The sequence below is a fragment of the Dyadobacter sp. HNCC25DJ187 genome, assembly GCF_056895255.1.
Window position 1 is genome coordinate 1,958,573 of the sequence record NZ_JBXHAT010000002.1, and the last position, 16,160, is coordinate 1,974,732.

Here is a 16,160-nt window from a genome sequence, read left to right on the forward strand (position 1 = left end):
CATTGATTACTTCCAGGTAATACCCATGTTTGCAAACATGAAGGCATAAATATCCGCCTGTGTTTCCAATGCTTTTTTAGTATTACTGGCTCCATGCCCTGAATTGGTATCAATTCTGATCAGCAAAGGATTTTTGCCGGACGGCCCTGCTTTGGTCTGAAGTTCGGCAGCATACTTGAATGAATGCGCAGGTACTACCCGGTCGTCATGGTCAGCAGTGGTGATCAGGGTCGCCGGGTAATTTACACCGGATTTAATATTATGAAGTGGAGAATAGCCGTACAGCATTTTAAATTCCTCCTCATTATCGCTGCTTCCATAGTCGGCAATCCAATTCCATCCGATGGTAAACTTATGAAAACGCAACATATCCATGACACCAACTGCCGGAAATGCAACTTTGAAAAGTTCAGGACGCTGATTCATTACAGCTCCCACCAATAACCCACCATTAGATCCACCCTGTATAGCCAACCGCGCCGATGAGGTGTATTTTTCTTTGATCAAGAATTCGGCAGCAGCAATAAAATCATCAAATACATTCTGCTTCTTCAGCTTCATACCTTGTTCGTGCCATTTCTCTCCATATTCACTTCCTCCTCTCAGATTAGCCTGTACATATACACCTCCCTGATCCAGGAACGGGATACGCGTCGGACTGAAAGAGGGTGTCAGACTTATATTGAAACCTCCATAACCATACAAAATAGTTGGATTTTCACCATTAAGTTGCAATCCCTTTTTATAGGTGATGAAAGCCGGAACCTTTGTACCATCCTTACTTGTATAAAACACCTGTTTGGTTTCATAGTCGTCAGGTTTAAACGATACTTCCGGCTGCCGGAAAACAGTGCTTTTACCAGATGCTATATCATATCTGAATATTGTTGGCGGATAGTTGAAGGATGTATAAGTGTAGAAAACAAAACTATCATTACGCTCCCCACCGAAGCCTGAGGCTGAACCTAAACCAGGAAGCTCCACTTCATGCTGCAACTTTCCGGTCAGGTCATATACATATACCCTGGTAGTAACATCTTTGGAATAAGAAGCAAAAAGCTTACCTCCAGCAGTGCCCGCTCCCTGAAGAGGCTCCTCCTTCTCCGGCAACACGGCTATCCAGCTTTTATCTGCAAATGCGTACTTCATTACTTTACCATTCGGCGCATTTTCGTTGGTTTCAATTAAGAAGCCATCTTTCAGATTTTCGATCAAACTGTAGCTAAAATCGGTAATTTCTTCTTTCACCGAAGTGAACTTCGATTCTCCCTTTTTAAGAAACCAAAGACCATTTCCATCTTTCCCTTTTCCACGGTCACTCACATACAGTACCGCATATTGTTCGTCTTCGGTTGTACTGACAGTATGAAAGCGCTGTGGGTTTTTGGGATCTTCGTAAACCAATTTGTCATCTTTTTGGCTAGTTCCGATCTTGTGGAAGTATACCTGATGGTTTTCGTTTTTTGCGGCAAGCTCGCTACCTTCCGGCTTGGGATAACTGCTGTAGTAAAATCCGTCCCCTTGCCACGCGGCACCCGAAACCTTTACCCACTCCACCTTATCAGAAAGCATTTTAAGTGTTTTCATATCCATTACCTGATACTCCTGCCAATCGGAACCTCCTTTTGAGAATCCGCATACTGCATGAGATCCGGTTTTGGATAATTTAAAAACAGTTAATCTGGTCGTTCCGTCTGTCGATAACTTATTGGGATCCAGTACCACTTCCGGTGTACCGTTTAAGCCTTTCTGGCGGTAAAGCACAGACTGATTTTGCAGCCCGTCATTTTTATAAAAATAGAAGTAGTCTCCTTTTTTCCCTGGAGCCGAATATTTGGGATAGTTATATGCCTTTTCCAGGTCCTGAAAAATTTTACCTTTAAATGGAATTGCATTCAGATAGCCAAAGGTCACTTCATTCTGCTGTTTCACCCAGGCCTCAGTTTCTTTGGAGCGGTCATCCTCAAGCCAGTGGTATGGATCATTTACCTGCGTACCATGATACTGATCTGTGTGTTCGATTTTGTTAGTGACGGGGTATTTAACACTTTGACCGAAGGCTTCCACATTCGCCGCCGTTGCAATCACTGCTGCCATTCCTATAAGTTTAAAATTCATAAAGTAAACGCTATTATTTTTGACTCTGAATAAAGAAACACATTTACGGCAATAATATTCCGACTCCTTTAAATAAAAATAAATTCCTGTGACGGGATTTTAGAAAAACTTTGAGTTATTTTATTTATTCCCGCTACTTCATCAAACTTATCATAACCATAACACTTTGAGTAAAGCCTCAAACCTGATACTCAGTTGATGAACCCTGGACTAAGATTCTTACTAATCGTTCTTTTAGGTATAGCTGTATCTACTCAGTGCTTTCCTGAGCAGATTTCCACTCATACTTCACTGTCTGATAAGGGTTTAATTGATCTCCGCCAAATCAATTTTGACAATGATGTCACGACACTTAACGGGGAATGGAAATTTTTCTGGAATAAGCTTCTTGCACCAGACGAGCCTGAGCCTTATTCTGAATACAAACCTTTTCCGGAACTTTGGCATAACCTACTTTGGCGACAGAGCGAAATCCCTTCACAAGGATATGCTACTTACAAGCTGACCATATTACTGCCTGCAACAAGACCCAGATTATCATTGGAAGTACCTGAAATGTACTGTGCGTATACACTCTTTGTAAACGGAGAGAAAACTGTTTCCAACGGCTCACCAGGAAAAGACAAGAAGAGCACAAAACCTTACTGGTCCACGCAGGTAGTACCGCTGCATTCTCATGAAGATACGTTACATATCACGTTACAGATTGCGAACTTTCACCATATCAAAGGCGGTATATCCAGAGAGATCAAAATTGGAAGCCATAAGATTCTGCAAAAACAAAATCAGCTGGATCAGGCCTTTGATTTCTTTCTTACCGGCTGTATCATTATGGGTGGATTCTTCTTTTTGGGACTGTATCTGTTTGGGAGTCACGATAAATCCATTCTTTATTTTGCACTCTTCTGCATTTTTTACAGCTACAGGATTGTGGGGGTTGGCCAATATAGCTTACAGGCCATTTTGCCCGATATCAGCTGGGCCATTTCAATACATCTTGAATACCTATCCTTATTTCTGGCTGTTGCCATGTTTGCGCTTTATACACGGTATCTTTACCCCGAAGATGCGCCTCAAAAAATATTGTCTATAATGGCTGGAATCTGCTTTGCATTTGCACTGATTACAGCAGTTTCACCGCCTATTTTTTTCACAAGGTTAATTGATCCCTTTATTTTTCTGGTAATCGTCTACATTGCTTTTGCTGTTGTCATTTACTGGAAAGCGTTTCGCAACAAAAGAACCGGAGCCCAATACGCACTGATCAGTTCAGCAGCCATTTTTATCATTATCATTTGCGTCATCCTGGAATACTACGGTATAGCTACACCTTTTCCTTTTATACTTTTCGCCGGTTACGTAACCTTTTTCTTCTGTCAATCGCTTATTCTTACCTTTCGATTTGCCTTCACCCTAAAGAAAGCAAAGGAAGATGCCGAACTGGGATTAAAAACCAAAAGCGAATTTTTGAGTACGATGAGTCATGAAATCCGTACGCCGCTCAATTCGGTCATCGGGATGACACACCTGATGATACGTGACAATCCCCGAGCCGATCAGAAGGAGCAGCTGGATGTCCTTCTTTTTTCAGCTAATAATTTATTGAATATAGTCAATGATGTTCTGGACTTCAGCTCTATAGAAGCGGGGAAGATACGCTTTGTGATGGAATCCATAGATTTAAAAAACATAAGCAGGAATATCATTTCCGGCTATCAGGCTGCAGCCAATACTGAAAAAATTAAGTTTATACTAGATATTGACGAAGAGTTGCCTCCACAAGTATTGGGCGACAAAACGCGTACCGCCCAGATTATCGGAAATCTGGTTCATAATGCTATTAAATTTACGAATGAGGGGTACGTGAAACTTTCTGTCCGGAAGCTGGCAGGCACTTCCAGCGAAGTGACTCTGAAGATCGCTATCGAGGACACCGGAATAGGCATTGCTCCGGAAAAACAAAAAGTTATTTTTGAACGTTTTACTCAGGCCGACTCCTCATCGTCCCGTGGATTCAGCGGAACAGGGTTAGGTTTATCCATCAGCAAAAAAATACTTGAATTACAAGGGATTAGTCTGGATCTGGAAAGCGAACCAGGAAAAGGCTCTATATTCAGTTTCGTTCAGAAATTCCAGGTTTTAGAAGATAAAAAAATGGAAGTTTTACCTGAACCGCCGTTGAAGTCACCTCTCGCTGGCATCAAGATTCTGGTCGTGGAAGACAATGCAATGAACATCCTGGTTCTGCGTAATTTTTTAAAAAGATGGGGAGCTTCTTTTGATATTGCCCATAATGGTAAAGAGGCGCTGCAATTATTAACCTCATCACATGACATGGTACTCATGGATATGCATATGCCTGTAATGGACGGTTATGAAGCGACCAGGGCTTTGCGTATGCGGGGAGAAACTGTGCCAATTGTGGCGCTCACCGCAAGCCTGGCGCTAAACGCAGAGGAACATATCATTAGCATTGGTGTCAATGATATTGTTCTGAAACCTTTTGCGCCGGACCGGCTTTTAGAAGTTATTCTAAAATATACCCGCTCCTGAGCCTTTAAGTCTATTTATTTTCTTTTGTAATAGTTCAGACTTACCCTTTCTGCATTACCCTTTTCACTTAACGTATAAAATCCTTCTGATTTTCTATCAAAACAAATAGCTTCACCCTGCGGCTCCAACTCAACAATCAGCGTCCGGTTAGCACTTCTGCTCAGTGTTTGTGCCACCGCTTCTCCTTCATTTCGGGTCCAGTAATAAACTGCCAGGTACGTTCTGATTACTATTTCAGAACCATCTATCGAAATATCGCCACTCGTAGCAGTTCCAACACCAGGAATAACCCCTATTCTTTCCGCAACAGTTATCTCGGTTGTAGATTGAGGGTAAGGTAATCTGTAAATACCGGTATTAGCCTCCTTGGAGATGATATAAATGTCCTTTGTTAGCGGATCAAGCAGTAGCGTTTCCGCATCCCGTGGTCCATCTGCGTAGCTATAACGAATTTTATCCAGGCGGCTCGCATCAAAGGATCCGTTCATATCCTGAACTTCGGGAATCCTGTACACAATATTGGAGGTGGTCATGGGTGGATTATTATTACCAATATCCCCCACATACAAATAATTAACTCCGGTAGCCGGGCCGGGGCCTGCGGCTATATCTTCCCAGTCGTGATTAGCAGCCCCGGGAATACCAAACTCTTTAATTGTTTTTCCATCTTTACTTAGAAGAAACACTGATGCCGGCCAGCCAGAATCCTGATGCGTCCACAGATATCCTTCAAAGCTTGCACTGGTTGCTAAGCCGGATGCTTCATCAATGATGCCCGGTTGAATCGGAGACTTTACAGCAACTGTCTCAAACTGATCAGAACGGCCGTTTGCAGGCTTTGGGTCCGGGTCGCATGAAACAATAAAACAAGTTGCAAACAGAATGCATTTCAATGGCTTAAGCAGGTAACCTGTTTTATTTATATTCATAAAAAACTCATCATGTTAGATTTGCTAAAAATACGTACTTTTGCACCATTTATTATCAGACACTTTCAATTTCTCAGTATTAAAATAATTATATGTTACGTACACATACCTGCGGCGAGTTAAGCTTAGAGCATGTAAATCAAGAGGTTGTATTATGCGGATGGGTTCAACGCATCCGTGATAAAGGAGGGATGATCTGGTTGGATTTACGCGACCGCTATGGCTTAACTCAGCTCCTTTTTGAAGAAGGGAAAACTGCTGCAAATGTGTTGGAAACCGCACGTTCTCTGGGAAGAGAGTTTGTTATTTCTGCAAAGGGACAGGTTATTGAAAGGCTTTCCAAAAACGATAAAATTCAGACCGGTGCGATAGAAATCAGAGTAACGGAGCTATCTGTACTTAACCCCGCCAAACTCCCCCCTTTCCTCATCGAAGATGAAACGGACGGAGGAGATGACATCAGAATGAAATATCGCTATCTGGATTTACGACGTAACAACGTCAGAGCTAATCTTCAGTTGCGTCATCAGGTGGCACGTCATACCAGAGCATATCTGGACGAACTTAACTTCATTGAAGTTGAAACGCCGGTTCTGATCAAGTCTACACCTGAGGGTGCCCGCGATTTTGTGGTGCCAAGCCGTATGAATCCAGGCGAATTTTATGCCTTACCCCAATCTCCGCAAACATTCAAACAACTCCTGATGGTGGCAGGTTTCGATCGCTATTATCAGATTGTAAAGTGTTTCCGCGATGAAGATTTGCGTGCTGACCGTCAGCCTGAATTTACACAGATCGACTGTGAAATGTCGTTTGTGACCCAGGAAGATGTGTTAAATACATTTGAAGGCATGATTCGCCATTTATTCAGTAAAGTGAAAGGAATAGAACTTCCTGAAGTACCCCGTATGACTTACGCAGATGCAATGCGTTTGTACGGGTCCGATAAGCCGGATATTCGTTTCGAAATGAAGTTTACCGAATTAAAAGGAGAAGATATTGATTTAACTTCCGGCAAAAATTTCGGTGTATTTGACGATGCAGAACTGGTAGTCGGCGTATGTGCTCCTGGTTTCGCACATTACACCCGTAAGCAAATGGATGAGCTGACCGATTGGGTGAAACGACCTCAAATCGGCGCGAAGGGACTTATTTATGTTCGTTACAATACGGATGGAAGTATTAAATCCTCAGTTGACAAATTTTATACCGAAGAAGAACTAAGGAAATGGGTAGAAGCATTCGATGCAAAACCTGGCGATTTGATACTGATCCTATCGGGAACTGCAGATAAAGCAAGGAAACAACTAAACGAAGTCCGTTTAGAAATGGGGACACGCCTTGGACTGCGTAACCCGGATGATTACCGCGTACTGTGGGTGCTGGACTTCCCGCTTCTTGAATATGGCGAAGAAGAAAACCGCTGGTTTGCGATGCACCACCCATTCACAAGCCCGAAACCGGAAGACATTGATTTACTTGAAACTGATCTTGGAAAAGTGCGGGCCAATGCATACGATATGGTCATTAATGGCGTTGAAGTGGGCGGAGGTTCAGTGAGGATATTTGAAAGAGAGTTGCAACAAAAAATGTTCGGCATTCTTGGGTTCTCTCCGGAGGAGGCGCAGGCACAATTTGGATTCTTAATGAATGCATTTGAATTTGGCGCACCACCTCACGCAGGTATTGCATTTGGTTTTGACCGTCTTTGTTCGTTATTTGGAGGCGTAGACTCTATCAGGGATTTTATTGCATTTCCAAAAAATAATTCAGGTCGTGACGTGATGATTGATTCTCCGTCTACCATTTCTGATGCACAACTAAAAGAGCTAGCAATCAGCGTTAAACAATAGAAAATAAAAATAAATTCGCAAATCTACTGAAATTAGTAGATTTGCGAATTCGTTGCTTCATGTTGAGCGAAGACAGCGGTTGAAGCAAAGTGATTTACTATCAGGAAAAAGTAACTCTTAAAACACTACATGCATTATTTATTACGACTCAGGATACAGCCATTTTATACACTGGCTTTATTCCTAACCACAATCACCCTCACTTTTGGTCAAATCACAGTACCTACATCACCAGTAATACCTCCTGGCCAGCAGACACCAACTCAAGAATTACCCAGCCAGCCGACCCCAACTCAGCAAATTCCGAATCCTTCCACACCAGTAAGTAATTCCCAGGCCATTGATTTTTACAATCAGGCTAAATCTGCCGGTATGTCGGATATTGATATTGAAAGAGCTGCAATACAACGGGGATATACGCTTGATGATATATCTGCAATGAGAAAGCGCTTGCAAGGAGGAACAAAGGATAACACCAAGAACGATCCTAACCGGGACAAGCTGGACGAATCCCGCAAATCAGGTAACGAAGACGATCTAGACGAAGAAACAAACAACGAACGGGATTCTCTTTCTGTAAATAACGCAAATACCAGAAGTTTAACCAGAACTTTCGGCTCATCTTTTTTTCGTGCTACAACTACCTTCGAGCCTAATTTGAGAATTGCAACACCTAAAAACTATATTTTAGGACCTGACGATGAGATTGTTGTAGATATTTATGGCAATGCGGTTGACAACTTCAGGATGAAAATCAGTCCGGAAGGAACAGTCAAAATGCTGAACCTTGCTCCGGTCTATGTAAATGGTCTTACCGTAGAACAAGCAAATGACCGCATCGTAACACGCCTTCGTCAGGCATATTCCGGACTTAACCGTCCAGGCTCAGGTATCTACTCAACAATTACTCTAGGTAATGTCAGAAGCATTCGCGTCATGATTACCGGAGAGGTGGAAAGGCCTGGTACTTATACAGTCTCTTCGCTTGCCACCGCTTTCAATGCGCTGTATCTTTCAGGCGGCCCCAATAGAAACGGGTCGTATAGAAATATTGAGGTTGTACGTAACAATAAAGTAATACGTACAATAGATCTATACCGATTTTTAATAGATGCAGATCTGAAAGACAACATTGCCCTACAGGATCAGGATATTATTTTGATACGCCCATACGACGTTAGAATTGAATTGGTAGGTGAGATTAAAAAAACGGGAATTTTCGAAGCCCGTACTGGTGAAACTTTGCAAGATGTTCTTAAATATGCTGGTGGTTTTACACCTGAAGCTCTTACCTCGATCATCCAGTACCAGCGCAATACTGGCACCAACTTTATTATCGGTAGCGTTGATTCTACACAGATTAAATCCTTTTATCCCAAGAATGGTGATATCATTTCAGTAAAACGCATATTGGATGTAGTTGCCAATCAAATAGAAGTCCGCGGTGCTGTAACACGGCCCGGAACATACCCACTGGAAGAACGGACCAAAACTGTAAAAGGGCTAATTGCTACTGCACAAGGAATCGGACAACGGGCATTTCTTAACCGTGCTCTTCTTGAAAGAGCAAGCGGTGATACACAAACCGGAATGATCGCCATAGATCTCAGAAAACTCATGAATAATGAAATTCCTGACATAGATCTGATGCCTGGCGACATTTTAACCATTAAATCAGTGGAAGAGCTTAAAGAATTTACCTTCCTTACTGTTAATGGGTCAGTGATAAATCCGGGGATTTACTATTACTATAAAGATATTACCATTCCTGATTTGATTTTTCAGGCAGGCGGCTATACGGAAGGTGGTGTTCCTTACCGCATTGAAGTCTCAAGACGTGTTAAAAATGATACCCTGGATCTACCCAGGAATCAAAATGTCCGTGTATTTACGGTTGACATTCCGGATAATCTTCGCATGGATTCTATTGCTCAAAAATTTGTCCTTTTTCCATCGGACATTGTATTTGTCCGCAAGTCGCCAAGGTACGAGAATCAGAAAATCGTCAATGTAGAAGGTGAAATTATGTATCCCGGTCGTTACACCATTAAGAGCAATTTCGAACGTATATCAGATTTGTTTCCAAAAACGGGTGGTCTGAAACCGGAAGCTAATTTAATGAGCGCACGATTCTACAGAAACAATGAACAGGTAGCGGTAAATATCTCCGAAATACTAAAGAATCCATCTTTACCTTCAAACCTACTGCTAGAAGATGGCGATAATTTGGTCATTCCGAAGAAATCCGAAGTAGTTCGGATCCAGGGAGGTGTATACAACCCGTCGCTGGTCAATTTCGATTCCAGATTCTCATTTGGTGATTATGTCTCCCAAGCAGGAGGATTCGCAGAACGCGCACGCAAGAATAGGGTTTATGTCTCCTATCCCAATGGAAGAACGCATAGAACCAAGCAGTTTCTTTTCTTCCGTTCTTATCCGAAGGTGGAGCCAGGCTCTGTCGTTACGGTACCCGTGAAAACTCCGCGGGAAGAACGACAAATGACTGTTGGGGAAAGAATCGCTATTCTTACACTACTCTCAACACTTTCAATAGCGGTGATAAACCTTGTTAGATAAGCTGTTATAATGACTGAATCAAAACAACAAAAAAGACTTGACGAAACGCTGGAAATCTCTCTGGCAGATATTGTTCAATTTATCAGGAAGTATATCATTGTACTTCTGGCGGTGCCATTTCTGGGAGGGATTTTAGGAATTCTCTACAGCTTCACACTTCCAAAGCTATATATTTCTAAATCGGTTCTCCTTCCTGAATATAGCATGAGCAGTGGCTCATCATTTTTCAGTCTGGCTGTCGGAGCCTCACAGGGAGGTGCTGAAAACTTGGTTCCGGATCTCTATCCAGAAGTTTTGCAAAGTAATCCCTTTGGTATTTATCTACTAAAGCAGCCGGTTGTTGATCAGGATAACGTAAAATACAGGTCACTTGGGGAGTATTTGAGTAAATCTACCAAACCAGGAATATTTGCCGGCATTTTCGGCTCGAAGTCAGAAGAAAAAACTGAAAAAGAGCGAGTTACACCAGAACTTCTGACAAAAAAGGAAATTCTTTCCATATCCAGAAAAGAAACCAGAGAAGTAAAAAGTGCCCTTTCTCTTATCTCTACCACAGTGGAAAAAAAGAAAGGGGTAATTACTATTCAATCAGAAACCAAAGACCCTATTGTATCTGCTTTGGTCGTAGCTGCTGGTAAAGAATATTTGATGAAGTATGTGGAAGACTACCGGACTTACAAAGCAAACCGCCAGGTAGAATTTCTGGAAGAGAGGATGCTGGAATCCAAGAGAAAGCAGCAATCTACAGAATATGCTCTGCAGAACTATCGTGACAGAAATCGTAATGCGTTTACGAACGTAGCCAGAATTGAAGAAATGAGGCTACAATCGGATTTTTCACTGGCATCTTCTCAATATTCAAGTCTTACAAGCCAGCTTGAACAGGCACGCATTAAACTTAAAGAAGAAAAGCCGGTGTTTAAAGTGTTAGAGCCTGCGTCCGTTGCTTTAGATAAGAGTAGCCCCAAACGCCTCACTTCGGGAGTAATTGGAGCATTTTTAGCAGCTGTACTTATCATATTTTACCTTTTAATTTTCAAGGAAAAGGTTTATAAAGCATTTATTTAGGTTAGCCTATTTAGATAGGTTAACCACGGGAAAGCAAAAGTTCCAATAAAATAAAAATCACACTAAATAAATTAACTTGATGGATTTAGCAGGAAAAAGAGTTTTAGTAACTGGTGCTGACGGATTTATTGGCAGCCACCTTGTAGAGCAGCTTTTACAGGAAGGTTGCATCGTGAAGGCTTTTTGTTATTACAACTCTTTTAACAGCTGGGGCTGGCTTGATACACTCCCAAAAGAGAAATTGGACCTCATTGAAGTCTTTACAGGTGATATACGTGATCCTAATGGAGTCGCAACGGCAATGAAAGATATTGAAATTGTCTTCCATCTCGCCGCACTGATTGCCATTCCTTTCAGCTACCACTCTCCTGATTCCTATATTGATACGAATGTAAAGGGTACATTAAATATAGTACAGGCGGCTAAAAATCTGGGTGTAAAACGTGTACTTGTGACCTCTACTTCAGAAGTGTATGGAACTGCACAGTATATACCTATTGATGAGAATCACCCTAAACAGCCCCAATCACCCTATTCCGCGTCAAAAATCGGAGCAGATGCGATTGCAGATTCTTTTTACAGAAGCTTTGATTTGCCATTGACGATTGTTCGCCCTTTTAATACTTATGGGCCGCGGCAATCTGCAAGAGCGGTTATACCTACCATTATTACACAACTATTGAATGGTAAAACAGAGATTAAACTTGGTGATATTACACCAACACGTGACCTGCTGTTTGTAAAAGATACCGTAAATGGTTTTGTCGAAATTGCAAAAAGTGAAACTTTAAATGGTCAGGAATGCAATATTGCTACCCAATCTGAAATTTCGGTGGGTGATCTGGCGCAGGAACTCATCAACCAGATTAATCCTTCGGCTAAAATTGTGACCGATTCTGAACGTTTACGTCCAGAAAAATCAGAAGTATTCCGATTATTTGGGTCTAATAAAAAGATACTTGAAAATACCGCATGGCAGCCACAGTACCAGTTCAGTCAGGGCCTGGCAGAAACCGTTGCATGGTTTAGAGATAAAGATAACCTGAAACAGTACAAAGCAGATATATATAATATTTGAAATGGAAGAACGGTTCGAGAATATTATTTCTTACATAAAAGATCAATTTCCGGTTCAGGACTTTATTCCTCTGCACATACCTTATTTTGGCGGAAATGAGAAATCCTACCTTTTGGATACCATTGATTCTACCTTCGTATCGTCCGTTGGCCCATATGTAGACAGATTCGAGCGTATGATGACCGAAATTACAGGAGCTAAATACGCTATTGCTATTGTAAACGGGACCAATGCACTTCACCTTGCTATGGTTGTAGCAGACGTTCAGCCCGGCGATGAAGTATTGTCACAAGCTTTGACATTTATCGCAACGTGTAATGCGATTAGCTACATTGGAGCGAAGCCGGTTTTTATTGATGTTGACCGCGATACAATGGGAATGTCACCTGCTGCTCTCCGGGATTTTCTACAGAACAATGCTGTGAAAAATGAAAGCGGTTCCACCATCAATAAAGTAACAGGTAAAAAGATATCTGCCTGTATTCCTATGCATACATTCGGGCTTCCTGCACGCATAGATGAAATTAATGCTATATGCCGGGAATGGAATATTACATTAATAGAGGATGCTGCCGAATCACTTGGAAGCTACCATCAGGGAAAGCATACCGGTACAATTGGCAAAATTGGTACTTTCAGTTTCAACGGCAACAAAACTGTTACTTGTGGAGGCGGAGGTGCAATTATAACTGATGATGAGCAAATTGCTCAGAGAGCTAAGCATCTTTCTACTCAGGCTAAAGTACCTCATGCATGGGAATTTGTTCACGACCACATAGGCTATAATTACAGAATGCCAAATGTCAACGCCGCGCTTGCATGTGCGCAGCTGGAACAGCTTCCTGTATTTTTAGAAAATAAACGAGCACTCGCAAAACGATATCAGGATTTTTTCCGGACAATGGATTTACCTGTAGCAGAAGAAACGGAGGGAAATAGATCAAACTACTGGCTCAATGCAATAATTTTAAACGATCTGGAAGAGAGAAATGCATTTCTTCAATTCAGTAATTCGAATGGTGTAATGGCCAGACCTGTATGGGAGCTTATGAATCGTTTACCCATGTTTCAGAATTGCCAACATGATCACCTGACCAACAGTAAATGGCTGGCGGACAGGTTAGTGAACATTCCGAGCAGCTATTGCCCCTGATTCATATCCTTATCTTCACACACACTTTATGTCGCAACAAAAAATCATACTTGTAGGAGGAGGAGGCCATTGTAAGGCAGCTATAGACGTGATAGAATCTAATCCGGTTTATGAAATTCTGGGCATTTTAGATGTGGAAGAAAAAGTGGGGGAAACTGTTCTGAACTATCCTATAATTGGTACTGACAAGGAAATTGAAAGATATGCTTCATTGGACATATCTTTCCTTATAACCGTCGGACAGATTAAGAGTGACCATATAAGAAAGAAAATTTTTGATGAACTAAGGCAATTGGAAGCCAAACTGGCTACCATTATTTCATCGACTGCCTACGTCTCCAAACATGCTATTATTGGCCAAGGAAGTATCATCATGCACCATGCAACCATCAATGCAGGAGCAGTAATTGGTTGCAATAACATCATCAATACTTCAGCCAATGTGGAACATGATGTAACAATTCAAGATCATTGCCACATATCTACACATACTACAATCAACGGAGGATGCCACATCGGATCAGGAGTCTTTATTGGCAGTAATTCAGTATTATCGCAAGGTATTTCTGTGGCAGACCAGGTGATTATCGGAGCAGGCACGGTAGTAAACAAATCAATACCGAGCTCCGGAACATTTGCAGGAGTTCCATTTAAAAGGATAAAGTAATGAGGACTATAATTATAGCAGAAGCGGGCGTAAACCATAATGGTTCTCTGGAAAATGCGTTTCGTTTGGTAGATGCCGCAAGGGAAGCAGGAGCAGATTATGTAAAATTTCAGACATTTAAAGCTGATAAGCTTGTTTCGCAGTCTGCAAAAAAAGCGGATTACCAAATCAGCAATACTAAAAATAACACGGAGACCCAGCTTCAAATGCTTCGTAAACTTGAACTGAGTCACCAGGATCATGAAAAACTGATTGATTACTGCAAACAAAAAGGAATTCAATTCTTTTCTACCGCTTTTGATCTTGATTCACTTGCATATCTGGCGGATATAGGTTTATCGCTGGTGAAAATTCCTTCGGGAGAGCTCACCAACCTCCCCTATCTCCGTAAAGCTGCTTCTCTGTTTTCCAATGTTATTATATCAACAGGGATGGCAACAATGGAAGATATCAGCAATGCTCTGGAAGTATTCACTGATGCAGGAATATCCAAACAAAATGTTACCATTCTGCACTGTAACACTGAATACCCTACCCCACTGTCGGATGTCAATTTAAAGGCAATGTTTCATATTGAGAAAGAATTCGAAACAGCAATTGGCTATTCTGATCATACACTAGGTATTGATGTCCCTATTGCGGCAGTAGCGATGGGAGCTACTATGATTGAAAAACATTTTACGCTGGATAAAACAATGGATGGCCCCGACCATCCTGCATCTCTGGAACCTCTGGAGCTGAAAGCTATGGTAGAATCAATCAGAAATGTAGAGCTTGCTGTTTCCGGCTCCGGGCTGAAAGCACCTTCTGCTTCCGAAATGAAAAATATCGCCATAGCAAGAAAAAGCATTGTAGCCAAAACCCCTATAAAAAAAGGTGACCTGCTAACAGAAGAAAACTTATCTGCCAAACGCCCTGGCAATGGTTTGTCGCCCATGCTTTGGGACAAGGTTGTGGGAACTGAAGCAATCAGAGACTTTGAAGCGGATGAATTAATTGAAATGTAATGAAAAAGATTTGTGTTGCAACCGGTACCAGAGCAGAATACGGATTACTGAAACCATTAATCGATGGTATTAATGCTGTTGAGGGCTGGCACCTCCAACTTCTGGTTACAGGTGCTCACTTGTCGCCGGAATTCGGACTTACATTTAATGCGATAGAACAAGATGGCTTCCAAATAGACCAAAAAGTTGAAATGCTACTGTCTTCAGATACTGCCGAAGGTATTACCAAATCAATGGGTCTTGGTATAATAGGATTTGCAGATGCATTGAAGAACCTTCAACCAGATCTGCTTATCATCCTTGGAGATCGTTATGAGATGCTCGCACTGGCAAGTGCTGCACTCATATTTAAAATCCCCATTGCCCACCTACACGGGGGAGAGATAACTGAGGGAGCCTACGATGATGCAATCCGGCACGCAATCACTAAAATGAGCCATATTCACTTCGCTTCTACCAATGATTACCGAGACCGGATCATACAAATGGGTGAACAACCAGACAGAGTTCACAATGTAGGTGCTATAGGACTTGACAATATTTATTCTTTAAAATTATTGGATAGGTCAGAACTGGAAAATGTTTTAAATTTACAATTTAAGAAACGAAACTATCTGGTAACTTTTCATCCGGCTACATTGGATGATCAATCACCTGAGTTTCAGTTTTCCGAGCTTTTACATGCTATAGATATGGAATCAGATTCTTACTTCATTTTCACAAAGGCTAATTCCGATACCAGCGGTCGTGTAATTAACAGAATGATTGACGAATATGTATCTGCTCATCCCGATAAAAGTAAATCATTTACCTCAATGGGACAGCTTCGATACCTTTCTACCATGCGTTTAGCTGATGCTGTAGTCGGCAATAGTTCAAGCGGAATTATCGAAGCCCCGTCATTCAATATTCCAACAATCAATATCGGCGACCGTCAAAAGGGCAGAATTCAGGCTCAATCAACTATTGATGTGCCTCCAAACAGGACAGACATAGCACAGGCATTTTCAAAAGTAAATGATCCGGCATTTAGAAAAATTTGTACTGGCGCCTCCAATCCTTACGGTACAGGAAACACAAGTGATCAAATAATCCGGATATTAAGAAATTTAGATTATCCTCACCTCATACACAAAGCTTTTTACAATATTTATTAA

At 41.6% G+C, this 16,160-nt stretch carries 11 protein-coding genes; 9 read left to right on the forward strand and 2 right to left on the reverse strand.

The window, feature by feature from the left end:
* Positions 1 to 6: 6 nt before the first annotated feature.
* Complete coding sequence (locus AC1XUE_RS19040; protein WP_483358013.1) at positions 7 to 2,097, reverse strand: prolyl oligopeptidase family serine peptidase; 2,091 nt, start codon at positions 2,095 to 2,097, stop codon at positions 7 to 9.
* Between the two features lie 219 nt (positions 2,098 to 2,316).
* Here AC1XUE_RS19040 and AC1XUE_RS19045 point away from each other — a divergent pair, with 219 nt between their 5' ends.
* Positions 2,317 to 4,671, forward strand: coding sequence for a hybrid sensor histidine kinase/response regulator (locus AC1XUE_RS19045; protein WP_483357572.1), 2,355 nt, complete (start codon positions 2,317 to 2,319; stop codon positions 4,669 to 4,671).
* Between the two features lie 14 nt (positions 4,672 to 4,685).
* Here the strand turns inward: AC1XUE_RS19045 and AC1XUE_RS19050 are convergent, their stop codons facing one another.
* A complete protein-coding gene (locus AC1XUE_RS19050) occupies positions 4,686 to 5,600 on the reverse strand; it encodes a PE-PGRS family protein (protein ID WP_483357573.1) in 915 nt (304 codons plus the stop codon).
* Positions 5,601 to 5,692: 92 nt separating this feature from the next.
* Between AC1XUE_RS19050 and aspS the strand changes: the two genes are divergently transcribed.
* From aspS to neuC, 8 genes are all read left to right on the forward strand, one after another.
* A complete protein-coding gene (gene aspS / locus AC1XUE_RS19055) occupies positions 5,693 to 7,453 on the forward strand; it encodes an aspartate--tRNA ligase (RefSeq protein ID WP_483357574.1) in 1,761 nt (586 codons plus the stop codon).
* 129 nt (positions 7,454 to 7,582) lie between these two features.
* Entirely contained in the window at positions 7,583 to 10,030 is a 2,448-nt protein-coding gene (locus AC1XUE_RS19060; RefSeq protein WP_483357575.1) for an SLBB domain-containing protein, read from the forward strand.
* A gap of 9 nt (positions 10,031 to 10,039) precedes the next feature.
* Positions 10,040 to 11,098, forward strand: a complete 1,059-nt coding sequence (locus AC1XUE_RS19065) for a GumC domain-containing protein (RefSeq protein WP_483357576.1) — start codon at positions 10,040 to 10,042, stop codon at positions 11,096 to 11,098.
* Between the two features lie 79 nt (positions 11,099 to 11,177).
* Positions 11,178 to 12,176: an NAD-dependent 4,6-dehydratase LegB gene (locus tag AC1XUE_RS19070; RefSeq protein WP_483357577.1), complete on the forward strand. Its 999-nt coding sequence runs from the start codon at positions 11,178 to 11,180 to the stop codon at positions 12,174 to 12,176.
* 1 nt (position 12,177) lies between these two features.
* Positions 12,178 to 13,329 carry a LegC family aminotransferase gene (locus AC1XUE_RS19075; protein WP_483357578.1) on the forward strand — a complete coding sequence of 384 codons (1,152 nt, stop codon included), beginning with the start codon at positions 12,178 to 12,180 and terminating at the stop codon, positions 13,327 to 13,329.
* Between the two features lie 28 nt (positions 13,330 to 13,357).
* A complete protein-coding gene (locus AC1XUE_RS19080; protein ID WP_483357579.1) occupies positions 13,358 to 13,996 on the forward strand; it encodes an acetyltransferase in 639 nt (212 codons plus the stop codon).
* A complete protein-coding gene (gene neuB, locus AC1XUE_RS19085) occupies positions 13,996 to 15,003 on the forward strand; it encodes an N-acetylneuraminate synthase (protein WP_483357580.1) in 1,008 nt (335 codons plus the stop codon). Before AC1XUE_RS19080 ends, neuB begins: the two co-directional genes overlap by 1 nt.
* Positions 15,003 to 16,160 carry a UDP-N-acetylglucosamine 2-epimerase gene (gene neuC, locus AC1XUE_RS19090; protein WP_483357581.1) on the forward strand — a complete coding sequence of 386 codons (1,158 nt, stop codon included), beginning with the start codon at positions 15,003 to 15,005 and terminating at the stop codon, positions 16,158 to 16,160. Before neuB ends, neuC begins: the two co-directional genes overlap by 1 nt.